Source organism: Thiohalocapsa halophila (assembly GCF_016583825.1).
Classification (GTDB): Bacteria; Pseudomonadota; Gammaproteobacteria; order Chromatiales; family Chromatiaceae; genus Thiohalocapsa; species Thiohalocapsa halophila.
Map to the genome: position 1 here is coordinate 57,787 of NZ_NRRV01000010.1, position 25,946 is coordinate 83,732.

25 protein-coding genes are annotated in these 25,946 nt (G+C 68.1%); 10 read left to right on the plus strand and 15 right to left on the minus strand.

The genetic code is table 11. The features are described from left to right. Positions 1-84 precede the first annotated feature (84 nt). Positions 85-372: an aminotransferase class V-fold PLP-dependent enzyme gene (locus CKO31_RS06080; RefSeq protein ID WP_200234995.1), complete on the minus strand. Its 288-nt coding sequence runs from the start codon at positions 370-372 to the stop codon at positions 85-87. A 248-nt stretch (positions 373-620) separates the two neighbouring features. After that, a complete protein-coding gene (locus CKO31_RS06085) occupies positions 621-848 on the minus strand; it encodes a glycerate kinase (protein ID WP_200234997.1) in 228 nt (75 codons plus the stop codon). A gap of 362 nt (positions 849-1,210) precedes the next feature. Here CKO31_RS06085 and CKO31_RS06090 point away from each other — a divergent pair, with 362 nt between their 5' ends. Both CKO31_RS06090 and CKO31_RS06095 read left to right on the plus strand, forming a co-directional pair. Continuing rightward, positions 1,211-1,453: a ribbon-helix-helix domain-containing protein gene (locus CKO31_RS06090; protein WP_200234999.1), complete on the plus strand. Its 243-nt coding sequence runs from the start codon at positions 1,211-1,213 to the stop codon at positions 1,451-1,453. Beyond that, a complete protein-coding gene (locus CKO31_RS06095) occupies positions 1,450-1,785 on the plus strand; it encodes a type II toxin-antitoxin system RelE/ParE family toxin (protein WP_200235001.1) in 336 nt (111 codons plus the stop codon). Before CKO31_RS06090 ends, CKO31_RS06095 begins: the two co-directional genes overlap by 4 nt. Positions 1,786-2,403: 618 nt before the next feature. Here the strand turns inward: CKO31_RS06095 and CKO31_RS27370 are convergent. Continuing rightward, positions 2,404-2,955 carry an aminotransferase class V-fold PLP-dependent enzyme gene (locus CKO31_RS27370; protein ID WP_306341711.1) on the minus strand — a complete coding sequence of 184 codons (552 nt, stop codon included), beginning with the start codon at positions 2,953-2,955 and terminating at the stop codon, positions 2,404-2,406. Here CKO31_RS27370 and putA point away from each other — a divergent pair. Both putA and putP read left to right on the plus strand, forming a co-directional pair. Then, positions 2,928-6,611 carry a bifunctional proline dehydrogenase/L-glutamate gamma-semialdehyde dehydrogenase PutA gene (gene putA, locus CKO31_RS06105; RefSeq protein ID WP_200235005.1) on the plus strand — a complete coding sequence of 1,228 codons (3,684 nt, stop codon included), beginning with the start codon at positions 2,928-2,930 and terminating at the stop codon, positions 6,609-6,611. The two genes, CKO31_RS27370 and putA, sit on opposite strands and share 28 nt — an antisense overlap. 46 nt (positions 6,612-6,657) lie before the next feature. Next, on the plus strand, positions 6,658-8,130 hold the full coding sequence (gene putP, locus CKO31_RS06110; protein WP_200235007.1) for a sodium/proline symporter PutP: 1,473 nt from the start codon (positions 6,658-6,660) through the stop codon (positions 8,128-8,130). 319 nt (positions 8,131-8,449) lie between these two features. On the opposite strand, the gene acnA is transcribed toward putP, so the two are convergent. After that, positions 8,450-11,113 carry an aconitate hydratase AcnA gene (gene acnA, locus CKO31_RS06115; RefSeq protein ID WP_200235009.1) on the minus strand — a complete coding sequence of 888 codons (2,664 nt, stop codon included), beginning with the start codon at positions 11,111-11,113 and terminating at the stop codon, positions 8,450-8,452. Between the two features lie 298 nt (positions 11,114-11,411). On the opposite strand from acnA, the gene CKO31_RS06120 reads away from it, so the two are divergent. Beyond that, complete coding sequence (locus CKO31_RS06120) at positions 11,412-11,645, plus strand: hypothetical protein (protein WP_200235011.1); 234 nt, start codon at positions 11,412-11,414, stop codon at positions 11,643-11,645. Further along, positions 11,642-12,076, plus strand: coding sequence for a type II toxin-antitoxin system VapC family toxin (locus CKO31_RS06125; RefSeq protein ID WP_200235013.1), 435 nt, complete (start codon positions 11,642-11,644; stop codon positions 12,074-12,076). Before CKO31_RS06120 ends, CKO31_RS06125 begins: the two co-directional genes overlap by 4 nt. A gap of 213 nt (positions 12,077-12,289) precedes the next feature. On the opposite strand, the gene hflD is transcribed toward CKO31_RS06125, so the two are convergent. Together hflD and mnmA are read right to left on the minus strand one after the other, a co-directional pair. Beyond that, positions 12,290-12,919, minus strand: coding sequence for a high frequency lysogenization protein HflD (gene hflD / locus CKO31_RS06130; protein WP_200235015.1), 630 nt, complete (start codon positions 12,917-12,919; stop codon positions 12,290-12,292). Positions 12,920-13,067: 148 nt separating this feature from the next. After that, positions 13,068-14,165 (minus strand): tRNA 2-thiouridine(34) synthase MnmA, encoded by a 1,098-nt coding sequence (mnmA, locus tag CKO31_RS06135; protein ID WP_200235091.1) that lies wholly within the window; start codon positions 14,163-14,165, stop codon positions 13,068-13,070. 129 nt (positions 14,166-14,294) lie between these two features. Here mnmA and CKO31_RS06140 point away from each other — a divergent pair, with 129 nt between their 5' ends. Next, positions 14,295-14,465, plus strand: coding sequence for a hypothetical protein (locus CKO31_RS06140; RefSeq protein ID WP_200235016.1), 171 nt, complete (start codon positions 14,295-14,297; stop codon positions 14,463-14,465). A 187-nt stretch (positions 14,466-14,652) separates the two neighbouring features. Here CKO31_RS06140 and CKO31_RS06145 read toward each other — a convergent pair whose 3' ends face one another. The 7 genes from CKO31_RS06145 to CKO31_RS06175 form a co-directional block, all read right to left on the minus strand. Further along, positions 14,653-15,447, minus strand: a complete 795-nt coding sequence (locus CKO31_RS06145) for a PucC family protein (protein WP_200235018.1) — start codon at positions 15,445-15,447, stop codon at positions 14,653-14,655. 255 nt (positions 15,448-15,702) lie between these two features. After that, on the minus strand, positions 15,703-17,451 hold the full coding sequence (locus CKO31_RS06150; protein WP_200235020.1) for a nickel-dependent hydrogenase large subunit: 1,749 nt from the start codon (positions 17,449-17,451) through the stop codon (positions 15,703-15,705). A 190-nt stretch (positions 17,452-17,641) separates the two neighbouring features. Next, a complete protein-coding gene (locus CKO31_RS06155; protein WP_242475193.1) occupies positions 17,642-18,940 on the minus strand; it encodes a (Fe-S)-binding protein in 1,299 nt (432 codons plus the stop codon). A 104-nt stretch (positions 18,941-19,044) separates the two neighbouring features. Continuing rightward, positions 19,045-19,704 (minus strand): hypothetical protein, encoded by a 660-nt coding sequence (locus CKO31_RS06160; RefSeq protein ID WP_200235023.1) that lies wholly within the window; start codon positions 19,702-19,704, stop codon positions 19,045-19,047. Further along, complete coding sequence (locus CKO31_RS06165) at positions 19,701-20,840, minus strand: hydrogenase small subunit (protein ID WP_200235025.1); 1,140 nt, start codon at positions 20,838-20,840, stop codon at positions 19,701-19,703. The genes CKO31_RS06160 and CKO31_RS06165 overlap by 4 nt, the downstream gene beginning before the upstream one ends. Positions 20,841-20,978: 138 nt before the next feature. Beyond that, on the minus strand, positions 20,979-21,407 hold the full coding sequence (locus tag CKO31_RS06170) for a hydrogenase expression/formation C-terminal domain-containing protein (protein ID WP_200235027.1): 429 nt from the start codon (positions 21,405-21,407) through the stop codon (positions 20,979-20,981). Between the two features lie 262 nt (positions 21,408-21,669). After that, positions 21,670-22,176: a hydrogenase maturation protease gene (locus tag CKO31_RS06175; protein WP_200235029.1), complete on the minus strand. Its 507-nt coding sequence runs from the start codon at positions 22,174-22,176 to the stop codon at positions 21,670-21,672. 204 nt (positions 22,177-22,380) lie between these two features. On the opposite strand from CKO31_RS06175, the gene CKO31_RS06180 reads away from it, so the two are divergent. Then, entirely contained in the window at positions 22,381-22,638 is a 258-nt protein-coding gene (locus CKO31_RS06180; RefSeq protein WP_306341714.1) for a HypC/HybG/HupF family hydrogenase formation chaperone, read from the plus strand. A 99-nt stretch (positions 22,639-22,737) separates the two neighbouring features. On the opposite strand, the gene CKO31_RS06185 is transcribed toward CKO31_RS06180, so the two are convergent. After that, positions 22,738-23,202, minus strand: a complete 465-nt coding sequence (locus CKO31_RS06185; RefSeq protein WP_200235033.1) for a hypothetical protein — start codon at positions 23,200-23,202, stop codon at positions 22,738-22,740. 115 nt (positions 23,203-23,317) lie between these two features. On the opposite strand from CKO31_RS06185, the gene ppsR reads away from it, so the two are divergent. Beyond that, entirely contained in the window at positions 23,318-24,139 is an 822-nt protein-coding gene (ppsR, locus tag CKO31_RS06190; RefSeq protein WP_200235035.1) for a posphoenolpyruvate synthetase regulatory kinase/phosphorylase PpsR, read from the plus strand. Between the two features lie 24 nt (positions 24,140-24,163). Here the strand turns inward: ppsR and CKO31_RS06195 are convergent, their stop codons facing one another. Next, a complete protein-coding gene (locus CKO31_RS06195) occupies positions 24,164-24,667 on the minus strand; it encodes an acyl-CoA thioesterase (protein ID WP_200235036.1) in 504 nt (167 codons plus the stop codon). 394 nt (positions 24,668-25,061) lie between these two features. Between CKO31_RS06195 and CKO31_RS06200 the strand changes: the two genes are divergently transcribed. Beyond that, entirely contained in the window at positions 25,062-25,928 is an 867-nt protein-coding gene (locus CKO31_RS06200) for an arsenite methyltransferase (RefSeq protein ID WP_200235038.1), read from the plus strand. Positions 25,929-25,946 lie beyond the last annotated feature (18 nt).

Below are 25,946 nucleotides of genomic sequence, written 5' to 3' on the forward strand. Positions count from 1 at the left end.
CCGCGGTTTGCGCGGTCCAGGCGCTTTGCCAGGCCCGGCGCGGCATCGCGGAGCTTCGCGTCGGCGCTGGCTTTGCCGGCGGCATCAGGCGCGCCGAACAGCGCGGCGGCAAACAATGCGAAGGTTGATGCTCTCCGTGGCGCTGCCGGTGAAGATGATCTCGGCGGCGGCGCAGTGCAGTTCTGCGGCGACATCGGCACGGGCGCGCTCGACGGTGTCTGCAGCCCGCAGCCCGGGCTCGTGCTGGCCGGAACATGGGTTGGCGAAGCCCGCGGTCCCGTCGAGTTGCGCCAGCATCGCGGCGCAGACCTCCGGGGCAACGCGGGTGGTCGCCGCGCTGTCGAGGTAGATCGGGCTGTCGGTTCTTGGCATTGCTGCGTCGTGCACGTTCAGCATACTCCGCCTCTGGTTGCAGACTGTACCAACATCACAGGCTCATCGGGTGAGCCTGTCCCGCGGACACGAGACCTGCAAGCCCTCGCGTTCTGTCCCGCTTGTCGAGCTCGGCTTCCTGCAGTCGCTGAGCGGTGGCGCCTGGCCGTCTTCGGCGATGCGGTCCCAAAGCTCTTCGACCAGGCGCAGCTTGTCTTCCAGCCGGCTGAAGCCGGCGCACCTGGGGGTCAGCGGCCGGCGAAGAAGCCGCGGACGGCCTGCTCGGCGGCGTCGGCGAGCAGGGCCCCGGCGTTGCGCTGGGCTTCGTCCAAGGTCATCGGGCCGCGGCAGAGGCTGAAGACAACGTCGATCCCGCTGACGTGGAGCGCGCCGATACCCTCGCTGATGCCGCCGGCGATGGCGAGGTAGGGGATGCCGTGGGCCTTGGCACGGGCGGCGGTGGAATGTGTGGTCAACGCCGAACAGCGGCGCTGACGGGCTTTCGGGGCGGCGCCGGCGCGGGCGCTGTGGGTGCGGAGCCTCGCCTCTGCTGTACAGCGTGCCACCGGGATACGAGTGGAGCTTCACCGTCTCCCGAGAGAGAGACGGCGGCTACCACGCAATGCGCTTCAGCCAGCCACGACTCAGGCCGAGGATCACATCGTGTCTTCAAGCGCCCCGGTGAGCGCGCCCAGCTCAACTTCCAAGATCGCAACGGCTACATGCCGCCCTACCAAGGGCGACAGCTCGTCGCTATGATTCTGCGCTAAACAATGCACTCATCGGGCCGACGACGGCACGATACCTCGCCACGTCCAACTCATCGGAGACACACATCATGTCCCAGATCAGCATTTCCCTACCGGACGACCTTGAGGAATTCGTCCGCGAGCAGGTCGCCGCGTCCAGCTATACCAGTACCAGCGAATATCTACGCCAGCTGATCCGCGAACACCGCGAGGTTGTCCGGTTCCGCAATCTCATCGACGAGGGTGCCAGCTCGACGATCGAAGGCACTTTCGACAAGCCCTATTTCGACGACCTCCGTGCGCGCGCAAGGTCGAGAACGCCACGGAAGTGACGGGCAAGGCTATCATCCGACGCAAGCTGGCACGCAGAGATCTGGAAGACGCTAGCGACTACTACTACGGCGAAGGCGGCGAGGCACTGGAGCTGAGGTTCATCGATGCCATGGAGCAAACGCTCGGCCTGATTGCCGAAATGCCCGGAATCGGATCGCCCCGCTACCCCGAGATACTCCAGCGCAGCGGTCTGCGTTGCTTCGGAGTAAAACGCTTTCCCTACCTGGTCTTCTATATCGAGCATCCGGATCGAATCGACGTGCTCCGCATCCTGCACCGACGCCGGGACATTCCCGCGATCTTCCAAGACGATAACGGCGAGGATGGCTGACACGTCGGTCGCTTGCCCAAAACTACAGCGCAAGCTGGCTGAGCAACGGGCGCTGGTGCATTCGAACGCGGCGTAGCGACGCGAACTGCCGCAGCCCAGTGGACAGTCCACCCGAGTCGGAGCAGTCTGGCTCTGGGAAGTCGCAGCATCGGGCGACAGCGGTCAGATTCCGAGTGGTGGTCTAATAGATCCCGGATCGGACGATACCGCGCTGGATTCGCCCGCAACTCCGTCGTCAAGATAAATACACTGTCCACGGAACGTCGGTCATTTCGTCGCCTATGCGATGCGCGACCCTGAATCACCCTGAGTCTAAGGCAAGTGGTGCGATGCCGGTAACCGATTCGAGTTCCGGTGACAGTGTACTCATCTCGCAAGACCATGCGGGTGCCGGGCCGTCCCGCGGCCTGGATGCGCTTGACCAGTGGTTGCGGCAGCGCCGCCTGCTCCGCGGCGCGGGCCAGCGCGAGCATCAGTTGGCGGATCAGCGAGTCCGATATGCCGTTGACCTGCACGCGCAATCGGCCCCCGGTGCCGTGATTTGCGCGGCTCGGGCGCTTTGCCAAGCCCGGCGCGGCATCGCGGAGCTTGGCGTCGGCGCTGGCTTTGCCGGCGGCATCAGGCGCACCGAACAGCGCGCCGGCAAACAATGCGAAGGTTGATGCTCTCCGTGGCGCCGCCGGTGAAGATGATCTCGGCGGTGGCGCAGCGCAGTGCTGCGGCGACATCGGCGTGGGCGCGCTCGACCGCGTCTGCGGCCTGCAGCCCGGGCTCGTGCGGGCCGGAAGATGGGTTGGCGAAGCCCGCGGTCCCGTCGAGATGCGCCAGCATCGCGGCGCAGACCTCAGGGGCAACGCGGGTGGTCGCCGCGCTGTCGAGGTAGATCGGGCTCGCAGTCGGACTCGGGCTGTTGGGGGAGGTCCCAGTCCGGCATCGGCTCGGGCGCATGGTCCCAGACCGACCGAAACCCTCGAGCCATACTGGCACGTGTTGAGCCATGCTGGTAGGTTCGGGGTGTCCGCGTGTTCCGCAGCGATCAGGCGTGACTTTGAGCCGTCCTCCCTCGCTTGCACGCGAGCCGAAGTCCCCGCGCACGGCCGCCAGCGTGACTGCGGCGGTGACACAACAGCAGTGGTGACGCGATGAGCCAAGAAGCCCAAGCCCCTGCATCGGCGGTGATGGACACACGGGCCGCGATCCGCGCACGCTATGGCGTCGACGAAGCCGAGGTGGTGCAGGAGCTGGCCGCCGGGCTGGGACTGGCGCCGGAGCGGCGCGAGGCGATCACGGCGGAGGCGGCGACGCTGATCCGGCGTGTGCGCGGCGACACCAATCCCACCATGATGGAGGCCTTCCTGGATGAGTACGGCCTCTCCACGGAAGAGGGCGTCGGCCTCATGTGCCTGGCCGAGGCCCTGCTGCGCGTGCCCGATGCCGAGACCATCGACGACCTGATCGAGGACAAGATCGCGCCCTCGGACTGGAGCGCGCACCTCGGGCAGTCCTTCTCGCCGCTGGTCAATGCATCCACCTGGGCCCTGATGCTGACCGGGCGCATCCTCGACGATGACCCCTCCAAGCCGGCCTCCGGGGCGCGCCGGCTCATGAAGCGCCTCGGCGAGCCGGTGGTGCGCACCGCGGTCGCCCGGGCCATGCGCATCATGGGTCAGCAGTTCGTGCTCGGCCAGACCATCGAGGAGGGCATCAAGCGCGGCGCGGCGCTCCGCAAACAGGGCTACACCTACTCCTACGACATGCTCGGCGAGGGGGCCCGCACCGAGGCCGATGCACAGGCCTTCTTCGACAGCTACGCCCACGCCATCGCGGAGATCGCCAAGGTCGCCGACAGCGATATCCGCGACAACCCGGGCATCTCGGTCAAGCTCTCGGCCCTGTCGCCCCGCTATCTGACCACGCAGCGCAAGGCGGTGGAGGGGCAGGTGATCCCGCGCTGTCTGGAGCTGGCGCGCATGGCGGCCAAGGCCGGGGTCGGCTTCAACATCGACGCCGAGGAGCAGGACCGGCTGGATGTCTCCCTCGACGTCATCGACGCCGTGCTGTCGGATGAGGGCCTCGCGGGCTGGGACGGCTTCGGCGTCGTCGTGCAGGCCTATGGCAAGCGGGCGCCCGAGGTGCTGCGGCATCTCTACGCCCTGGCCGAGCGGCTCGACCGCCGGATCATGGTGCGCCTGGTCAAGGGCGCCTACTGGGATACCGAGATCAAGCTGGCGCAGGAGCTCGGCGCGGCCGCCTTCCCGGTGTTTACGCGCAAGGTGAACACCGACCTGTGCTACATGGCCTGCGCGCGCATGCTGCTCGACATGCGTGATCGCATCTATGCCCAGTTCGCCACCCACAACGCCCACACCTGCGCGGCGGTGCTGGAGATGGCGGGCGGCGCGCGCGACACCTTCGAGCTCCAGCGCCTGCACGGCATGGGCGAGTCCCTGCACGAGATCGTCCGCTCCCGGGCCGGCACGCGCTGCCGCATCTACGCCCCCTGCGGCCCGCACAAGGACCTGTTGGCCTACCTGGTGCGGCGTCTGTTGGAGAACGGCGCCAACTCGAGCTTCGTCAATCAGATCGTCAACGAGGACATCCCGCCGGAGGTCATCGCCGCGGACCCGGTGGAGCGGGCGCTGGCCAACGCGCCCATCCAGAACCCGGACATTCGCCTGCCGCGCGACCTGTTCCAGCCGGGGCGCCGGAACTCCAAGGGCTATCGCCTGGAAGAGCCGGCCAGCGCGGCTCCGCTCATCGAGGCACGCAACCGCTTCGCCGAGACGCTCTGGACCGCGCGGCCGGTGCTGGCCGACGACGCGGCCCCCGAGGGACCGGCCCGGGAGGTCCGCTCGCCGGCCGACGGTCGTCCGGTCGGGCAGGTGCACGAGGCCACCCATGCCGAGGTTGCACGCGCCCTCGACGCCGCGCAGGACGGGGTCGCGCGATGGTCCGCCACGCCGGTGGCGGAGCGCGCGGCGGTGCTGCGCCGCATCAGCGACCTCTACGAGGCGCACGCGGCCGAGCTCTGCGCCATCGCCGCGCGTGAGGCCGGCAAGATCCTACTCGATGGCGTGGCCGAGGTGCGCGAGGCCGTGGATTTCCTGCGCTTCTATGCCGATGAGGCCGAGCGCCTGGAGGCGGAGGCGCCCGGCGAGGCGCGGGGCGTCTTCGTCTGCATCAGCCCCTGGAACTTTCCGCTGGCCATCTACACCGGCCAGATCGCCGCCGCGCTGGCCGCCGGCAATGCGGTGCTGGCGAAGCCGGCGGAACAGACCCCGATCATCGCCGCGCGCGCAGCGGAACTCTTCCGCGAGGCCGGCGTGCCCAAGGCGGCCTTCCAACTGCTGCCCGGGGACGGCCCGACCGTGGGCGGGCCGCTGACCTCGGACCCGCGCATCGCCGGTGTCTGCTTCACCGGGTCCACCGAGACGGCACAGCGCATCCACAGGGCGCTGGCCGCGAACGCCCCCGCCGACGCGGTGCTGATCGCCGAGACGGGCGGGCTGAACGCCATGATCGTCGACTCCACCGCGCTGCCGGAGCAGGCGGTGGACGACATCGTCGCCTCGTCCTTCCAGTCGGCGGGCCAGCGCTGCTCGGCCCTGCGCATGCTCTATGTGCAGGCGGAGGCCAAGGACCGGATGATCGAGATGCTCAAAGGCGCCATGGATGCCCTGGTGACCGGCGATCCCTGGTCGCTGGACACCGACGTCGCGCCGGTCATCGATGCCGAGGCCCAGGCCGACATCTGCGCCTATGTCGACGCCCGGGCCGAGCAAGGGCGCCTGCTCAAGCGCTTGGGCGCGCCGGGGGAGGGCACCTTCGTCGGCGCCGCGCTGGTGGAGGTGGACGGCATCGAGGACCTGGAGCGCGAGGTCTTCGGACCGGTGCTGCATGTGGCCAGCTTCAAGGCGCAGGACATCGACAAGACCATCGACGCCATTAACGCCCGCGGCTTCGGCCTCACCTTCGCGCTGCACACCCGCATCGACGACCGCGTGCAGCAGGTCGTGGACCGCCTCCACGTCGGCAACATCTACGTCAACCGCAACCAGATCGGCGCCATCGTCGGCAGCCAGCCCTTCGGCGGCGAGGGGCTGTCCGGCACCGGGCCCAAGGCGGGCGGGCCGAACTACGTCGACCGCTTCCGCCGGACCGAGCCGCCGACGGAACACCCGGTGCAACAGGGGGCGGACGATGCGCCTCAAGGTGGCGAAGTCGTCCCGGCGGAGCGCGTTGGTGCCGCGCTGGCCGCCATCGATGCGACCGCCTGGGCGGCCCGCCATGATCGGGTCCAGGTCCTGCGGCGGGCGCTCGGCGGCGCGGGGGCCCTGGTGCGGCGCGCGGTCAATGCCGCGGCCGCCTTCGACAACGGTCAGTTCGAGCTGCCCGGGCCGACCGGCGAGTCGAACCGCCTGTCCATGCCGCCCAAGGGGCCGATCCTGTGCCTCGGGCCGGAGCTCGACACGGCCTTGGCGCAGGCGGCCCAGGCGCTCGCGGCGGGTTGTCCGGCGCTCATCGTCGCGAGCGGCGCCGAGGCGGCATCGGCGCCGCTCGCGCGTGCCGGCGCGCCGGTGGCGGCGATCGACGGCCGCCTGGCGCCCGAGGCGCTGGCCGAGGTCCCCGGGCTTGTCGCGGTCGCGGCCGCCGGGGGCTCCGATTGGACCCGAGCGCTCCGGCGCGCCCTCGCGGGCCGCGACGGGCGCATCGTCCTGCTCGAGACCGAGGTGATCTGTCCGGCGCGCTTCTACGCGGAGCGGCATATCTGCATCGACACCACTGCGGCCGGCGGCAACGCCAGCCTGCTGGCCGCGGCCGCCTGATTCGCCACCCCAACCCCCACCTCAACTCAAGATAAGGAGACGCGCGATGCAGACGGGCATCTGGATCAGCCTGATCATCTATTTCGCCGCCATGCTCGGCATCGGCTTCTATGCCTGGCGGAAGGCGACCGCCAATTCCGAGCAGTACATGCTCGGCGGGCGCGACCTGCCGCCGGCCGTCGCCGCCCTGTCGGCCGGCGCATCGGACATGTCGGGCTGGCTGCTGCTCGGCCTGCCCGGCGCCCTCTACGCGGCCGGACTGGTGGAGGCCTGGATCGGGGTCGGCCTGTTCATCGGCGCCCTGATCAACTGGATCGTCGTCGCACCCCGGCTGCGTGAGCAGACCGAGCGCTACGACAACGCGCTGACTATTCCGGAATTCCTCGGCAACCGCTTTCCGAGCCAGGCGACGTCGCTGCGCATGGTCTCCGCGATCATCATCGTGCTCTTCTTCGCCGTCTACACCGCCTCCGGCCTGGTGGCGGGCGGCAAGCTCTTCTCGTCGGCCTTCGCCGGTGACTACCAGGTCGGTGTCTGGCTGACCCTGGGCATCGTGCTCGCCTACACCGTGGTCGGCGGCTTCCTCGCCGTCTGCCTGACGGACTTCGTGCAGGGCTTCATCATGATGCTGGCGCTGATCATCATGCCGGCCGTCGTGCTCTTTGCCGGCGATGGCGGCGGCTTCGTGCAGGCGGGGCAGACGCTGTCGAACGTCGAGGGCTTCACGCTCTCCTGGTGGACGCCCGACATGACCTTCATCGGCTGGCTGTCGCTGATGGCCTGGGGCCTGGGCTATTTCGGCCAGCCGCACATCATCGTGCGCTTCATGGCCGTCAGAAGCGTCAAAGAGGTGCCGACCGCGCGCAACATCGCCATGGCCTGGATGGGCATTTCGCTCATCGGGGCCATCGGCGTCGGCATCCTCGGCCGTGCCTATGTCGAGCGCAGCGGCATCGTGCTGGAGGACGCGGAGACCATCTTCATCCTGCTCGCCGAGACCCTGTTCCCGGCCATCATCACCGGCTTCCTGTTCGCCGCGCTGCTGGCGGCTATCATGTCCACCGTCTCGAGCCAGTTATTGGTGTCCTCGTCGTCCCTGGCCGAAGACTTCTACCGGCTGCTGGTCAACAAAAAGGCCAGCGACAAGGCCATCGTCACCGTCGGGCGCATCGCCGTCGTGGCCGTGGGCGCCGTGGCCGCGTTCATCGCGGGCGACCCCGACAGCCAGGTGCTCGGCCTCGTCGCCAACGCCTGGGCCGGGTTCGGCGCCGCCTTCGGGCCGCTGATGATCCTGTCCCTGACCTGGAGCCGGATGACCGGCGCCGGCGCGGTCGCTGGGCTGGTGGTCGGCGCCGCGACCGTAATCGCCTGGATCAGCCTCGGCTGGAACGCCAGTTTCCTCGGCGGCCCGGGCATCTACGAGATCATCCCCGGCTTCCTCTTCGCCATGGCCGCCATCGTCATGGTCAGCCTGGTCACCGAGGCCAAGGGCGAGTTCCGCGCGCTCGTTGCCGACTGAAATCCCGCGGCTTGGTCGTCAGCGGGACCAGTAGGGTGGACGAGCGACAGCGAAGTCCACCCCGGGGCCACCCGTAAGCCGGTGGACTGCGCTTCGCTTGTCCACCCTACGCCCTGCGACTGCCCGCGTGGTTGGAGTTGTGATCGAGGGGCAGGATGCGCAGATCCGCTTCGCCTTCCTCAACATCGCAGAACGGCACTGGCTTGGTGCGTTTCATACGGCCACGCGCACTTCCTCGAAATCTCCCTGCACCTCACGTAATGCTGCCTCCCGCCGGAGAGCGATGATGTCGCGGGCAGCTTCCTGAAGGCTTACCAACTCAAGCCGCCAGCTTCCGCAGCACGTAATGCAGAATTCCGCCGTGCTGGTAGTACTCCACCTCGTTGGGGGTGTCGATGCGCACGCGGGCGTCGAACTGTTTGGTGCCGCCGTCCGTGGCCGTTGCGGTGACCTTGACCTCTTTGGCGCGGCCATCGTCGAGCCCTTCGATGGTGAACGACTCATAGCCCGTGAGGCCCAGGGACTCGGCGCTGTCGCCGGGCTGGAACTGGAGCGGCAGCACGCCCATGCACACCAGGTTGGTGCGGTGGATGCGCTCGTAGCTCTCGGCAATCACCGCCCGCACACCCAGGAGCCGCGGGCCCTTGGCGGCCCAGTCGCGGGACGAGCCGGAGCCGTATTCCTTGCCGGCGATGACGATGGCCGGCACGCCGTCGGCCTGGTAGCGCATGGCGGCATCGAAGATGGACAGCTGCTCGCCGTCGGGCTGGTGCAGGGTCACGCCGCCCTCGGTGCCCGGCGCCATCTTGTTGCGCAGGCGAATGTTGGCGAAGGTGCCGCGCATCATGACCTCGTGGTTGCCGCGGCGGGAGCCGTAGGAGTTGAAGTCGCCGGGCGCCACGCCGTGCTCGATGAGATAGCGCCCGGCGGGGCTGTCCGCCTTGATGTTGCCGGCGGGTGAGATGTGGTCCGTGGTGACGGAGTCGCCGAGCAGCGCCAGGCAGCGGGCACCCTCGATGGCCGCCACGGGCTCGGGCGCCATGGTGATGCCCTGGAAGTAGGGCGGCTCCTGCACATAGGTGCTGCCGGCATCCCAGGCGAAGGTCTTGCCGGCGGGTGCCGACAGGCCCTGCCAGCGGGCATCGCCCTTGAAGACCTCGGCGTAGCTCTGGGTGAAGTCGTCGGCGCCGACGAAGCTTGCCACGGCGTCCGCTACCTCGCCCTGGGTGGGCCAGATGTCGCGCATGTACACCGGGTTGCCGTCTTTGTCGGTCGCCAGCGGGTCCTTGTAGGGGGCGAAGCCCATGCGCCCGGCGATGGCGTAGACCACCACCAGCGGCGGCGAGGCGAGGTAGTTCATCCGCACCTCGGCGTGCACCCGGCCCTCGAAGTTGCGGTTGCCGGAGAGCACCGAGGCCACCGTGAGATCGCCGTCGGCGATGGCCTGGGAGACCTCCGGGCGCAGCGGGCCGGAGTTGCCGATGCAGGTGGTGCAGCCATAGCCCACCACGTGGAAGCCGAGCGCTTTGAGCGGCTCCATCAGACCCGCTTCTTCCAGGTACTTGGTGACCACCATGGAGCCCGGGCCCAGCGAGGTCTTGACCCAGGGCGGTACGCTCAGGCCGCGCTCCACGGCCTTCTTCGCCACCAGGCCGGCGCCGAGCATGACGCTCGGGTTGGAGGTGTTGGTGCAGGAGGTGATGGCGGCGATCACCACTGCGCCGTCGCCCACCTCCACGTCTTGGCCGTCCATGCTGGTCTTGACCGGCGGTTTGGTCGCGACGCCGCGCTCGGCGTTGACCTTCTTCAGCGCCGCTTCGAAGCCCGCCTTCACGTCCGTGAGTGCCACCCGGTCCTGCGGGCGCTTGGGTCCGGCGAGGCTCGGGACGACGGTGCTGATATCCAGCTCCAGGGTTTCGCTGTAGTCCGCCTCCAGGCTGCCGTCGGCGTCGAACATGCCCTGGGCCTTGGCGTAGGCCTCCACCAGCGCGACCTGCTCGTCGCTGCGGCCGGTCAGGCGCAGGAAGTCCAGCGTCTCCTCGTCGATGGGGAAGAGCCCGCAGGTGGCGCCGTACTCCGGGCCCATGTTGGCGATGGTGGTGCGATCGCCCATGGGCAGGGTCTTCACCGCCGGGCCGTAGAACTCGACGAACTTGCCGACGACGCCGTGCTTGCGCAGCATCTCGACGATGGTCAGCACCAGGTCCGTGGCCGTGGCGCCCTCCGGCAGCTTGCCCGTCAGCTTCACGCCGACCACCTTCGGGATCAGCATAGACACCGGCTGGCCCAGCATGGACGCCTCGGCCTCGATGCCGCCCACGCCCCAGCCCAGCACCCCGACGCCGTTGATCATGGTGGTGTGGCTGTCGGTGCCCACCAGGGTGTCCGGATAGGCCTGGAGCACGCCGTCGACCTCGCGGCCGAAGACCACGCGGGCGAGGTACTCGACATTCACCTGGTGCACGATGCCCGTATCCGGCGGCACGACGGCGAAGTTGTCAAACGCCTGCTGGCCCCACTTCAGGAACTGGTAGCGCTCCTTGTTGCGGGAGAACTCCAGCTCCGCGTTCAGACCAAGCGCCGCGTCGGAGCCGTATTTGTCCACCTGCACTGAATGGTCGATGACCAGCTCCGCCGGCTGCAGCGGGTTGATCTTGTCCGGGTCGCCGCCGAGCGCGCTCATGGCATCGCGCATGGCGGCCAGGTCCACCACCGCCGGCACGCCGGTGAAGTCCTGCATCAGCACGCGGGCGGGGCGGTACTGGATCTCGGTGCTCGGCTCCGCCTGCGGGTTCCAGTTGGCCACGGCCTCGATGTCCGCGCGCTTCACGGTGACGCCGTCCTCGTGGCGCAGCAGGTTCTCCAGCAGGATCTTCATGCTGAAGGGCAGCCGGGCGCTGTTGGCGACGGCATCCAAGCGGAAGATCTCGTAGCGCTTGCCGGCGACGTCGAGGTGGGCCTTGGCCTTGAAGCTGTCGTGCATCTGGGGGCTCCGGTCTGGGCGTGTTGCGGTGCGGAATTCGCCCGATTCTAGCGATGCGCGGCCCGCGGCGCACCATGCCCGCCGCAATTGTTGCCATTGCATGGCTGGTGCATGTCTGGGCGCGCGTGCGCGGAGCCGGGCCGCGGCGGGACGGCCCGCAAGTGGCCGGTTGCCGTGCATGCCGGTCCGCTTTCACGGCGAGCTCTTCGCCGGCGACCTCATCGCTGCCCACACTTGCGGCCTCCGGTCAGCCCGGCTACTGTTGTTGAAGTCATCAACAACATAACGGGAGAGACCGATGGCCACAGTCAACTTCAGCGTGCCCGACGAGGTTAAAGCAGAATTCAACGCCCTGTTTGCGGGGGAGAACAAGAGCGCTTTGCTGACCGCCCTGATGCGGCAGGCGATCAAAGATAGACGGCGCCAGCAGCGCCGTGCAGCCGCGATCGATGCCCTGCTGGAGCTGCGCGCGGAACAACAACCGAAGTCGGATCAGCAAATCCGCAGTGCGCGGGAGGACGGGCGCCCGTGAGGGCGGTGATCGATGCCAGTGTGGCAGTAAAGTGGGTCTTTCCGGACCCGCTGGTCGAGCCGCATGCCGACCGGGCCGTCGAGGTACTGGAGGCGATCCGCCAAGGCCGCCTCGACGTGATCCAGCCAGTGCATTGGCTGCTGGAGACCACCGCTGTCGTGGTGCGCTTGCGCCCGGATATCTTGGAGCGGGCGACCGGGCTACTCGATGCGCTGGAGCTTCCGGTCTGCGATGAGCATGCAGTGCTGCTGCGCGCAGCGCGGCTCGCTGCGGACCTCGACCATCACCTGTTCGATACCCTCTATCACGCCGTCGCGCTTGAACGCGAGGCCACGCTGATTACCGCCGACGAGCGCTATGTACGCAAGGCCAATGCCCGGGGCGGGCTCGCATGCCTCGGGGACTTCGTCCTGCAGCCCCGAAGCGCTTGACCTTCTTCAGCGCCAGGCCTGTGCCCGAGTTGGTTCCGAACGGTACCGAGGCAGACAACTTGCAGGCCATCTGCCATCGCGCCTGCCGCGTTGTCGCTGCGAAGTTAGGCCCAAGGCGCCTGGTCCGCACCTTTCGGCTGCTCGGGTGCGGGCGCATCCAACCGGTCGGCACGCCGGCTCATGGCGCGAGCGGGCGGTGTGGCGACCCTGCGGTCAGACGCTCTCGGTATCGCGCAGATAGGCCCGCGCCGCGTCGAGCATCTTGCGCCGGCCCAGCAGCACCTGCCAGCGGCTGCCGCCGCACTGGCGCCAGAGCAGAGCGGCGCGGATGCCGGCGAGCAGCAGTGCGCGGATGCGGTCCTGGTTGTCGGGGTTCTGAAGATACAGCGGATTGCCGCGCACGATGATGCGCGGGGTGAGCTTGCTGATGGTGTCCTGGTAGATGCCCGCGAGTCCCGCCAGCACCTCGCGGTCCAGCAGCGGCAGGTCGCCGCGGGCGTCGGCGGCGCCCTGGATGCGCCGGGCAATCTCCTGCGCCATCTTGCGCCGCCCGGCGAGGTTGCGCTCATGGCGCATCAGGGCGACGACGTAGCGGGTGAGCTCCATCTCCCGCTGGGGCTCGCCGGTGAGCTGGGCCACCACCTGGCGCGCGCCGGTGGCGACGGCGCCCGGCTCGCCGTAGACGGACGCGACGTCCTCGGCGTCGATTTGGAACAGGCTGTAGATGCAGGGCTCCATCTGCGCCGAGTCCACGCTGCCGCGGTTGGCGATGCGCTGCACGCAGTAGGCCGCTTGATGTAAGCCGGCGAGCGCAATGAGGCGGTCTTGGTCTGAGTGTTCCATTGTGCGTGGCGAGTTGCGAGTTACGAGGAGCGAGTGTGGGGCCGCGTCTGTGGATGATGCGCCACCCCAGTCTGATATGGGGGCAGGGCGGGGGCAATCCGCAACGGCGGCCCTCGATGTCGACTCGAGCGCTCGGCGTAGGCGGCGCCTAAGCGGCAGCGGCGATCACCGCGCCGCCGAGGCATTCGTCCCGCAGGTAGAAGACCACCGACTGCCCCGGCGTGACGGCACGCTGCGGCTCGGCGAAGCGGACCCGGCAAACCTCGTTATCGTACGCGACCAGGGTGCAGGGCTGCAGCGGCTGACGATGGCGCAGCCGACACAGGCACGCGAACGGCAGCCGATCTGCCGTCACCGGCGGCCGGCCCGCGATCCAGTGCAGCTGCTCGGCCCGCAGCCCGGCGGCGTAGAGCAGCGGATGCTCGGCGCCCTGGACCACCACCAGCGTGTTGCGCGCGGCATCCTTGGCGGCGACGAACCAGGGCGCCTCGCCGGCGTCGCGCACGCCGCCTATTCGCAAGCCCGAGCGCTGGCCGATGGTGTACCAAGCGAGCCCGCGGTGCTCGCCGACCACCTGGCCCGCCGGCGTCTCGATGGGCCCGGGGTCCGCGGGCAGCCAGCGCGCCAGGAAGTCCGCGAAGCGCCGCTCGCCGATGAAGCAGATGCCGGTGCTGTCCTTCTTGTCGGCATTCGCGAGCCCGAGCCGCCGGGCGATCCCACGAACATTCGCCTTGCTCAGGTCTGCCAGCGGAAACAGCGCGCGGCCGAGCTGGGGCTGCGTCAGCCGATGTAGGAAATAGGTCTGGTCTTTGCCCGCATCCCGGGCGAGCTGGAGTCGGCTGCCTGCACCGCCGTGCGACACCCGCGCATAGTGGCCGGTGGCGATCCAGTTGGCGCCCAAGTCCAGGGCATGGTCCAGGAAGGCGCGGAACTTGATCTCGCTGTTGCAGAGCACGTCCGGGTTCGGTGTACGCAGCGCGCGGTACTCGGCGAGGAAGGCCTCGAACACCCGATCCCAATATTCCGTCGCGAAATTGACGGCTCTGAGCGGGATACCGAGCCGATCCGCGGCCGCCTGCGCATCGGCCAGGTCCTCGGCGGCCGAGCAATAGCCGGGGGCATCGTCCTCCTCCCAGTTCTTCATGAACAGGCCTTCCACGGCATAGCCCTGCTGCATCAGCAGGTGCGCCGCGACGGCGGAGTCGACGCCGCCGGAGAGGCCGACGATGACGCGGGGGGCAGAGATAACGGACAAGGGGGCCTTTGGGATTCGGGTACCGTCGTTGGGCGCGGGTAAGAGCTGAGCGATGGGCGGTGTACAACCCGGCAATATCGGCGCGGCCGTCACGGCGTTGTCGGGCCCTAGATCCGGTATTTGAACCACGAAGAGCACGAAGAACACGAAGCAGCCCAGCAGGATAAGCACGCTCGCGCGGCCACCTGCCGGGTGAGCGACATCGCGGCGATGTCGACCTTAAAGCGCCTGTCTCTTTTCGCGTTCTCCTTCGTGCTCTTCGTGTGCTTCGTGGTGAACAGCTCCTCTTAGGGGCAAAGCTCCCGTCCACGGCAGCCGAAGTTTAGCCGATCGGTCAGGGGCTGCCGAGCAGGTCTTGGGGCTGTGGGCGCAGGCTTGACCGAGCGACAGGCCGGCGCCGGGCCCGGCGCGCCCTGTCGCTCGGCAACGGCGTTGCTCAATGCCGCTGTGCGGTGCCCACTCGCGCCGAGACGCTTGCCTAGGATGCAGACAGCACCCGCGCAGCGCGCATGCGCAGCCGCCCGTAGGTGAGCAGGGCACCGATCAGCAGCGCCGCCTCGCCGGCGAAGGCCGCGCCATAGGCCAACAGCGGGGCATCAACGGTGACCAGGTTCATCAAGTCCACGATGCCTGCGCCGATCACGCTGGCCAGCGCGCGCCCGAGCTGGAAGCCGAGCCCCCAGACCCCCAGCAGCAGCCCGGCACTGGGGGCGCTGGTGAGCTCCACCGCCTGCGCCAGCAGGCTCGCCGCCGCAAGCCCGCTGCTCAGCCCCAGCCCCAGCAGCCCGGCACCGACCACCAGCCCGAGGATCTTCACCACCTCGTAGAGATTGGCCGCCCGCGCCCGCGGCACGCCGGCGGCGAAGCGGTCGGTCAGCAAGGCCTGGACGGTGTTGCCGGTGAGATTGCGGCCGACCCCGTAGAGCAGGAGCCCGAGCACAATCAGCGCGCCACCGGCGCTCGCCGGCGCCGGCGTCTGCACCACCAGCACCACGGCCAGCGCGGCACCGCCGCCGGAGAGCAGGGCGCCGAGGACCAGGTAGGGCTCCCGCCGCCGTCCCCATAGCGGGTAGGCGTCCGACAGATGCCCGAGCCAAATGCGCACCGGCGAGATCAGCAACGGAACGGCGATGAACAGCCCCGCCAGGATCACCGGCAGGCCCACCTCCACCACCATGACCCGGTTGATGACACTGCCCGCCAGGATCGACAGCAGCGTCAGGCTGAGCGGCAGGTCGGCGAGGCGGATCAGCGAGGCAGGGCGGTTTTGCATGGTAGGGCTGCTTCGCCACGAGGTCGGTGCAGGGCGCAAAGGCGCCGTCTCGTCTGGGTCCTTCAGCGTCAGTACGAGCAGCGGGGGTAGACAAGCCAGACAAGGTCCGCCGAGCGGCGCTCGGCGTCCCCGGGGGTTGGGGAGGCAGCGGGAGTGCGCACCCCTTGTGCTTGCCGACTTGCAGCCGGGCCGTTGTGCAGCCCGGGTCCTGCCGGCGGGGCCGGCGGCGTTGCGCCGCCGGCCCGGGCTCGGCCCTCAGCTCACCTTGATCTCGATGGACTCGCCGGTCTCCGGGTCGGCCACGTGCACCGCGCAGGCGATGCAGGGGTCGAAGGAGTGGATGGTCCGCAGGATTTCGATGGGCTGCTTGGGGTCGTGCAGCTGGGTGTTGTCCTGGAGCGCGGCCTCGTAGGCGCCGGGGACGCCCTGGGGGTCACGGGGGCCGGCGTTCCAGGTGGAGGGGACCACCGCCTGGTAGTTGGCGATCTTCTCGTTCTCGATGACGATCCAATGCCCGAGTGCGCCGCGCGGGGCCTCCATGAAGCCGGCGCCCTGGGCCTTTTTGGGCCAGCTGGAGGGCTGCCACAGGGCCTCGGCGAAGGTCTTGGTGTCCCCGCCTTTGACGTTGGCGATGAGCTGGTCGTACCAGCCCTGCATGGCGTCGGCGACGATCTGGGACTCCAGCGTGCGTGCGGCGGTGCGCCCGAGGGTGGAGAACAGGGCGTCCACCGGCAGGCCGAGCTGCGCGAGGGTGGAGTCCACCAGCTCCTTGGCCTGTGGATGGGCCTGGGCGCTGGTGTCCGCATAGAGCAGCAGCATGCGCGCCAGCGGGCCGACCTCCACGGATTCGCTGTTCCAGCGCGGCGACTTGAGCCAGGAGTAGCCGTCCTGCACGTCCAGTTGTTTGTAGGGCGGCTTCACGCCGCCGCGCTTGTCGTACTCCAGGTTGGTCTCGCCGGCGTAGGGGTGCAGGCCGGCCTCGTTGCCGGCGTCGTACTCGTACCAGGAGTGGGAGATGAACTCCTGGATCTCGCTGTCGGCGTGCAGGTCCACCGGCTGGATGTTGCCGAGGTCCCGATTCAGGATGGCCCCGCGCGGGAACAGGAAGTCGTCCGTATTGCTCAAGCTGCCGCCGGACATGGGCAGGTCGCCGTAGCAGAGGAAATTGCCGAGACCCTCGCCGCGCTCGGCCCAGTCCTTGTAGAAGCCGGCGATGGCGACGGTGTCCGGCACATAGACCTGCGCCACGAACTGCTGCATCTGCTTGATCAGGTCCTGCACCTGAGACAGCTTCTTGGAGTTGATGGCGGAGTCCGAATTCAGGTCGATGGGGGAGGTGAGTCCGCCGACCACGAAGTTCGGATGCGGGTTCTTGCCGCCGAAGATGGCATGCAGCTTGGCCACTTCCCGCTGCCAGCCGAGCGCCTCCAGATAATGCGCCACGGCCATCAGGTTGGCCTCCGGCGGCAGCTTGTAGGCCGGGTGGCCCCAGTAGCCGTTGGCGAAGATGCCGAGCTGGCCGGTTTCCACGAACTGCTTGATGCGCTTTTGCACGTCCGCGAAATACCCCGGCGAGGACTTGGGCCAGCCGCTCAGGCTTTGCGCCAGCTGGGACGTTGCCTTGGGGTCCGCGCTCAAGCTGGAGACTACATCCACCCAGTCCAGCGCATGCAGGTGATAGAAGTGCATCACGTGGTCATGGATGAACTGGGCGCCCACCATCATGTTGCGGATGAGCTGGGCGTTCGGCGGTACATCCACGTTGAGGGCATCCTCCACCGAGCGGACCGAGGCCATGCCGTGCACCAGGGTGCAGACGCCGCAGATGCGCTGGGCATAGGCCCAGGCATCCCGCGGGTCGCGGCCCTTCAGGATGGTCTCGATGCCGCGCACCATGGTGCCGGAGGAATAGGCTTGGGCGATGTTCTGCCCGTCCATTTCCGCCTCGATGCGCAGGTGGCCTTCGATGCGGGTGATGGGGTCGACGACGACACGTTCGTTCATTATTGAGTACCGAGGTTCGAGGAGTGACTTTCGAGTTTCGAGGGGCGAGTTTCGACGGGCGAGCTACAAGCTTCGAGCAACGAGCTTCGAGTGCGGAGGGCTGAGCAGAGCCTGCAGGGGGCACTTCAACAAGCGCCTGCGCCCTTGGTCTGCCGCCCCTCGCTGCTCGCTACTCGTAACTCGTCACTCCCTACTCCTTACTCGTCACTCGCTCGTCGTCACTCTCAACCAAGTGGTCCGCGATGAGCTCCGTCAGCCCCACCACCGGAATGTCCATGGTGTACTCCTCCAGCCCTTCCTCCAGCTGGGTGCGGCAGGTGGCGCACATGGTCACCATGCGATCGGGCTCCACCTCTTCGATCTGCGCCTTCTTCTTCTTGAAGGCGGCGAGCTTCAGCTCCTCGGCGCGCTCGTTGGAGGACACGCCGCCGCCGGCACCGCAGCACCACTGCATCTTGCCGTGCTCCTTCAGGTCCACGAACTCGTCCGCCACCAGGTCCATCAGGTTGCGCTGCTGCTGGATGACGCCGCTCTTGCGCGCCAGGTTGCAGGGGTCGTGCATGGAGAGCCGGTCGTCCTCCTTGCCCTCGGTCTTGATGCGGCCCTCGGCGCGCAGCTGCTCCAGCACCTCGATGATGTGGAAGACCTTGAACGGGTAGGCCCGCTTGATGGCGTTGGGGCCCTCCCAGCGGATGGCCGTGTAGGCATGGCCGCATTCGGGGCTGATGACGTTCTTCACGCCCAGCGCCTCGGCGGCGTCCACCACCCGCTGTACCAGGGTCGCGGCGATGTCTTTGGAGCCGATCTGAATACCCGCGTTGGTGGCCTCGAAGCACTGCTGGCTCAGCGTCCAGGAGACGCCGGCGTGGGCGAAGATCTTGGTCAGGGCTTCCAGGTATTCCGGGAAGTTGATGATCTCCATGGAAGACAGCAGCACCAGATAGTCGGCGCCCTGCTTGTCGATGGGCACTTCCAAGCCGGTGGATTGCTCCACGTGCTTGATCTGCACATCCAGTGTCTTCCACTTGAGCCCCATCGGACTGCCGGTGTTGACGGCGCGCACCGAGGCGGCGATGAGCCCCTCCGGCGAATGGCCGCTGGCCACCTGACCCTCACGGGCCTTGCGGATCATGTAGTGGATGTCGTTGCCGACGGGGCAGACCATGGAGCAGCGCCCGCACATGGTGCAGGAGTCGTACAGCAGCGGCTCCCATTCGGCGAGCATCGCGTCGGTGACCTGCTTGCCGCCGACGAGCTTGTCCAATCCGAGCTTGTCCAGGCCCCACTTCTCCAGCGGCAGCTTCTCGCGGAGCGTGCTCTTGAGCTTGCCCCAGAAGGTGAACTCCTGCTCCCAGAGGATGCGCATGGGCTCCAGCTTGTGGATGGGGGTGTACTTCGGATCCCCGGTTTCCACATAGAACGGGCAGGCGGTGGCGCAGAGCCCGCAGTGGACGCAGCTGGAGAAGAAGGACGCCACCGGGGCGTCCATTTCCTCGCGTAGGGCATTCAGGCCGCGCGCCAGCGAAAAGCTGCCGGCGGATTGCTCGGTGCCGCGCTCGGGGAGGTCGGCGCCGGGTGTGAGAACGGCTTCGGTCATGACTGCACCCCCTTACGGCCGAAGATGGCGCCGTTGTAGTAGCGCGCGACGAAGGCCGTGAAGATGTGTGAAAGCTTGGTGAACGGCAGGACGACCAGGAAGATCTCCGCCGCCAGGATGTGAATGCCGAGCGCCAGCGGATAGGGATTGATCATCCGATGGTAGGCGAGCCAGCCCGTCAGCATTACCAGGAAGGTGACGCCCCAGATCAAATAGTCTTCGGGCGTGGACAGGAAGCGCTTCACCGGCTGCGCCAGCCGGTGCACCAGCGCCGCGATCAGGCCGAGCAGGGTGATGGCGGTGACGGCATCCACCACCGGGTTCGGCAACGCCGGCCAGGCGATGCCGAAGGTGGACTTGATCAGCTCCACATGCGGGATGAACAGGAGCAGGGCGATGATGAAGCCAATGTGCCATACCATCCCGACGACAACATCGAACGGCGCGGCCTTGAAGGTGCCGGGATTCGGCTCGAAGCGCTTGTACATGGTGCGCAGACCGCCGGCGACGGCGCTGCCGCGGGGCGCGGCATAGTTGTGCGCGCGGCCGAGGGCGAAGATCTCCACCAGCCGCACCAGCACACCGAGCGCGAACACGGCCAGGGCCGCCTGGAACAGCGGACCCTTGGTCAGCATGAGGAATTCCATCGCGGTCATAGCTTCTCCTCCAGCTGCTCGGCGGTGACGGTTTCGTGTTGCTTCTCGGCAGTCCTGGCCTTGCTGCGCGCCAGCAGCCCGGCGCCGGTGCCCACGGCCACGCCGGCGGCACCGGCGGCGAGCAGCATGTCGCCGGATCTGCCCGGCGGCACCGACAGCGCATCGTAGAAGCCGCCGGCGTCCCAGAAGTCCGGCTCGGAGCAGCCCAGGCAGGGCGCCCCGGACTCCACCGGCCAGCTGACGCCGCCGTTCCATTTCATGGTGGCGCAGGCGTTGTAGGTCATGGGGCCCTTGCAGCCGAGGCGATACAGGCACCAGCCCTTTTTCGCGCCCTCGTCGTCGAAGGTCTCGGCGAACAGGCCCTTGTCATAGAACGGGCGCCGATAGCAGCGATCGTGGATGGACTGGCCGAAGAAGGCGAGCGGGCGGTTGTACTGGTCCAGCTCCGGGAGCTTGCCAAAGGTGAGGTACTGCGCCAGCACGCCGGTGATGACCATGGGCACCGGCGGACAGCCGGAGACGTTGATGACGGGCTTGTCCTTGATCAGGTCCTGCACCGATACGGCGCCGGAGGGATTCGGGTCCGCCTTGGGCAGGCCGCCGAAGGCCGCACAGCTGCCCACGGCAATGACCGCGGCGGCGTCGGCGACGGTCTCCATCAGCATGTCGTAGTTGCTGATGCCGGCGATGGTGCTGTAGCCGGGGTTGGCCTTGGGGCCGGGCAGGGAGCCGTCCACCACCACCAGGTACTCACCGGCGTTGGCGTGCATGGCCTCCTCGCGGGCGTGCTCGGCGGCGTCGCCGGCGGCGGCCTGGAGCGTGTGGTGGTAGTCCAGGCTGATGGTGTCCAGGATCAGGTTCTCCACCGTCGGCGAGAAGCTGCGGGTCAGGGACTCGGTGCAGCCGGTGCACTCCTGGAAGGAGAGCCAGATCACCGACGGGCGCCGGGCGCTCTCCAGCGCCGCGGCAATGGCCGGGGCCATGCTCGGCGGCAGCGCCATCAGGCTGGCCGTGGCGGCACAGAATTGCATGAAGCCTCGGCGGGAGACGCCGTTGCGGCGCAGGCTCTCGCCGAGTGTGGGCTGGGGGGTTGGCGCGGGCCGCCCATCGGTGCGTTGCGGGCTTGCTGTGGCCATCGTTCCTCCTGTTGTTTGAGGTACAGGCAATCCGTTGCCGGATGTCGGAAAGCTTGCGGGCGAAATGCCGTGAGCGCCCTGTATCCAGCGTTGGACGCCCAGTGGATACGCAGGCGGCTGCTTCAGCGGCCGCCGCGCTCAGGTCGCATCCGGGGCGCCCGCGAGCTGCGTATTGAGGGCGGCCAGCGCGGCGCCGAGGTCCTCCGGCTGGCTGCGCAGCAATTGCGGCACATGGTCGACCTCCAGGTGTAGGGCGACGCGTTGGCCGTCGGTGTTGAGGTACTCCACGATCCAGACGCCGCTGAAGGCGGTCTCCTGAATATGCGTAAGCCCCAGCGCGTCGACGGTGGCCGTGACCTCACCGGTGCCGAGCAGGGCCATCAGCCGCTCCTCGTCACCCGGCCCGAAGGGCATGGCGCCGAGGTCGATCTGCGTGGGCTCGCCACCCTGGACCAGCTGCGCCAGCGCGTGGCGGACCTGGCTCAGCACCGGCAGTGCATTGCCGTACTCCGCCGGCGGCGCCGGCTCGCCTTCGATCTTGATCGGGATGTCACCGATGGGCGCCATCTCTCGCTCCCGTATCGCTACTTGATAATTTTAGTTGGATCTAATGAACTGGGGTTTGACCCAAGGCAGGTTTCGCAGAGGCGGTGCGAATTCGCAGCCCGCTCGCCGATACCTTTGTCGTCACAGGGAAAACAACGTTCGCCGGCGGAGCCGGAAGATGCGGCTTCCCGGCTCCGTTATGTTCAGCAATTTGCGTCACTGAGCATGGCGGGCATTCTGCTCCGCAGGGAAAACGCCAATCAATGGGCGCCTCCCTGGCGGCTCAATCACCGCCGCGCCAGCGCGCGAGCAAGCCTGCGACCTCGGCCACCGCCATCGGCACAGCGGCGGCCACGGCCGGGCTCAGCTCGCTGCCCCAGTCCACCGCGGCCGGCTCGACGCCGACAAGGGCGCGCCGGGCGGGCAGGCTATCGGTCAGCCGGGCGATGTCGAAGAGATCCGACAGACTCACCTCGTGCACATTGTTGGCGTGCTGGGAGAGCTGCGCGTCCATGGCGTCGCCCTCCAGCACCCGCACGGTGCCCGGCGCCTGCCCCATGCGCGCGGCGTCCACGACAATGAGCCAGGCCGCCTCGCCGATGGGCCCGGCGAGGGTGAAGCTGAGCGTGCCGCCGTCCATCAGCTCGATGCTCGGATCGGCGTCGGCGACTGGCTTCAGCGCCGCCAGCACGGCAGCGCCGACGGCCTCGTCCGTCATCAGGACATTGCCGAGGCCGAGGATCAGGGTCGCGGCCGCGGCGTCGGATGTCGGAGGGGTTTGCTCGGTCATGGGCATGGCGTGGGTCGGTGCGGCCGCTGGCCGGTCGCCGGTGGACAGGGGTGGGGAGCGCGCTCGGGTAGACGAAATGATGCCGAATCCGCAGCCCGAGCGGATTGATCGGGCACAGGAAGAGGGCGGTTGCCGCTTGCCGGACCGCCCGGGCGGCCTTAGGCTCCTCGGCAATACTCACCGATACGGGCCGCCACCATGTGCATGGGCATCCCGATGCAGATCCAAGCCATCGACGGCCTCGTGGCCCGCTGCGAGGCCAAGGGCGTCGAGCGCGAGGCGACGCTGCTGATGCTGGGGCCGGACGAGGTCGCGGTTGGCGACTACGTGGTCGTGCATCTCGGTCATGTCATCGAGCGCATCGACGCCGAGCGTGCCGCCGAAGCCTGGGCCATCTACGACGAAATACTGGCGGCACAGGAGCTTGATGTCCGAGCCGCAGACGGCGGGCAGGGCGGCTGAGCGAGGACCCGGGCGGGGACGGCGCGCCGGGGCGGGTGCCGATCGCCACCGCTGCGCGACGCCCGGCACGAGGGCTCACTCCCGGCGGCCGCCATTCGCTCAGCCCACGGCGTTCAGGAATTCGTCGCCGATGGCGTACTGGCGCTGCACCGCGTCGCCGGGGATCTCGTCGTCGCCCTCCACCAGCTCGCAGTTGTTGGCCATGCGGGCCTGCATCGCCGCCTTCCAGGCGCGGTTGGTCTTCTCGGGCACGAGGTTGTCCGGCGTCAGCGCAGCGGCCGCAGCGGCGGCGACGAAGTGATCCGCCTGCGCCAGCCAATCGGTATCCTTGCCGCAGTCGGTGTAGGTCTTGGTGGCATACGCCTTGGCGGCGCGGTAGGCGTCCTCCAGCTCGCCGGCGGTGGCGTCGGTGCGCAGCGCCGTGTCGATGGCACGGTTGACGCGCTCGTCCCGGCTCAGGTGCTTGACACTGTCGGCGAAGCGGGCGCCGATGATGCGCTGCTGGTCCGCCGGCAGCTTGTTGAGCAGGCTGCGCAGGTCTTGGTCGGTGCTGATGGTGGGCATGGCTCGGGCCTCTGTCGCGGTGTCGGTCTCTGCGGCGCAATGGCTGCGGCGCTGTTTCACCATCCGCTAATATGCTCCCGAGGCGCCCCACCCGCATTGATATGAGTCAGAGCCCATGAAGCGCACTGCCTACTTTGTCTCCGAGAGCACCGGCATCACCGCCGAGACCATGGGCCACAGCCTGTTGTCCCAGTTCGACACCGTGGACTTCGAGCAGGTCTACATGCCCTACATCAACACGGAGGCGCGGGCGCGTGCGCTGTGCCAGCGCATGGACGAGGCCCATGCCCGCGACGGCGTGCGGCCGGTGGTCTTCGCCACCATGCTGGACCAGGAAATCGCCGGCATCCTCAAGGCGGGCGATTGCTTCTACCTGGAGCTTTTCGAGCACTTCGTGGAGCCCCTGAGCGTGGAGCTGGGCGTGGCGCCGAGCCGCAAGTCCGGCCAAAGCCACGCCATCACCAAGCCGAGCCACTACACCAAGCGCATCGAGGCCATCAACTTCGCCATGGCCAACGACGACGGCATGCGCCCGGACAACTACCGCCACGCGGACGTGGTGCTGGTGGGGGTCTCGCGCAGCGGCAAGACGCCCACCTGCCTGTATCTGGCCATGCACTACGGCTTGCGCGCCGCCAATCATCCGATCACCGAAGAGGACTTCGAGCACGGTGACTTCCCGAAAGAAATAATCGACGCCCGCCAGCACGTCTACGGCCTGACCATCGACGCTCAACGCCTGCAGGCCATCCGCGAGGAGCGCCGCCCCGGCAGCACTTACGCCTCCGCCGAGCGCTGCCGCCGCGACATCCGCGAGGCGCAGACCATGTTCAAGCGCCACAGCATCCCCGTGCTCAACACCACCAACCAATCTATCGAGGAGATCGCCGCACAGATCCTGCGGGCGGTGAAGTCGCCGAACGGTGCGAGCGCTTAGGGAAACCCGAATCGTTGCCGCGTCCTACTTGCTCCCGCCGTCCAGCGGGGACGACGCCTTGATCTGGCGATGGCGCAGCTCGACCTCGCGGCGCAGCTCGCGCCTGAGCTCGGCGCTTTGCCAGCGGCGGCGCTCGATGGGCGTCTCGATGTGCAGCGGCGGCACCGGCACCGGCCGGCCCTCCTCGTCCACCGCCACCATGGTGAAGTAGCAGGTCATCACGTGCCGGCTGGTGTTCTCGATGATGTTCTCGGCGAGCACCCGAATGCCCACCTCCATGGAGGTGTTGCCCGTATAGTTCACCGCCGCGAGAAAGCTCAGCAGCTCGCCGACATGGATAGGCTCGCGGAAGAAGACCTGGTCCACGGACAGGGTCACCACGTACCGGCTCGCGTAACGCGCCGCGCAGGCATAGGCGGCCTGGTCCAGCAGCTTGAGCAGCGTGCCGCCGTGCACATGGCCGGAGAAATTGGCCATGTCGGGCGTCGCCAGATGGGTAATGCACAAGGTTTTGTGCTGCTGTTCCATGGTCGTGCCCTGGTTATGCCGGGGAAGGTGAGTCCGGTGCCGAGGCTCGGGGCGCCCGGCTCGCGTTTCCAGCCCTGCGCAGAGGGCTTGCCCTCTACCGTCATGGCAACAGCTACGCAGCCACATCATGCCAGACTTTCCAGAATGGCCGGTCGTCACCGTGACGACGAGCGCCGACGCTCGGCCTGCGCCTGGGCATGTTCTATGCGCAAGTCGCCCATGCCAGCGGCTGTTGTCTGCGACTTGCGTCTTTTCAGCGACTTGGATCGCTCAAAATGCCGGAGCATCCGCCCGCCATGGGGGACGCCAATGAATCGGCGTTTCCCCAGCGGGTTTGCATGGGTGCGCCGGCCCGCTTAGGATCGCGGGCAAACTGCCCTCAGGAGCCGAATCCATGCCCGAAAGCCATGAACTGCCCGTTACCCTCGGCAACCCGGGCCCCGATGCCGTTGCACCCGCCGACGACTCTATCCGCAACCGTGTCCGCACGGCGTATGCCCAGGTGGCGCAGGCCAGCGACGCCGGGGACTGTTGCGGCGAGGCGAGCAGCTGCTGCGGCGTGTCCGAGGACGAGCAGATCAACCGGCTGCTGTCGCAGCGCCTCGGCTACACCAGCGCCGATCTCGCCGCGGTGCCCGAGGGCGCGGACATGGGCCTTGGCTGCGGCAACCCACGGGCGATTGCTTCGCTGAAGCCCGGCGAGACGGTGCTGGATCTGGGTGCCGGCGGCGGCTTCGACTGTTTTCTGGCGGCGGCGGAAGTGGGGCCCGAGGGGCATGTGATCGGCGTCGACATGACGCCGGACATGCTCAGCAAGGCGCGGGGGAACGCCGCCCGCGGCGGCTTTGGCAATGTCGAGCTCCGGCTCGGCGAGATCGAGCACCTGCCGGTGGCGGATGGGACCGTGGACGTGATCATCTCCAACTGCGTGATCAATCTGTCGCCGAACAAGCCGCAGGTGTTCCGCGAAGCCTTCCGGGTGCTGAAGCCGGGCGGGCGGCTAGCCATTGCCGACGTCGTGGCGAGCGCGGAGCTGCCGGCGGAGATGCGCGATGATCCTTATCTGCACTCGGCCTGTGTCGCCGGCGCCTCGCTGATCGACGAGCTGGACGCGATGCTGACGGCGGCGGGGTTCGTCGATGTGGTCATCGCACCGAAGGATGCTTCCAAGGACTTCATCCGGGACTGGGCACCCGGGCGCGGCGTGGAAGACTATGTCGTGTCCGCGACCATCGAGGGCCGGAAGCCGAGCGGTCTGTAGGCCGGACCGGGCGGCAGC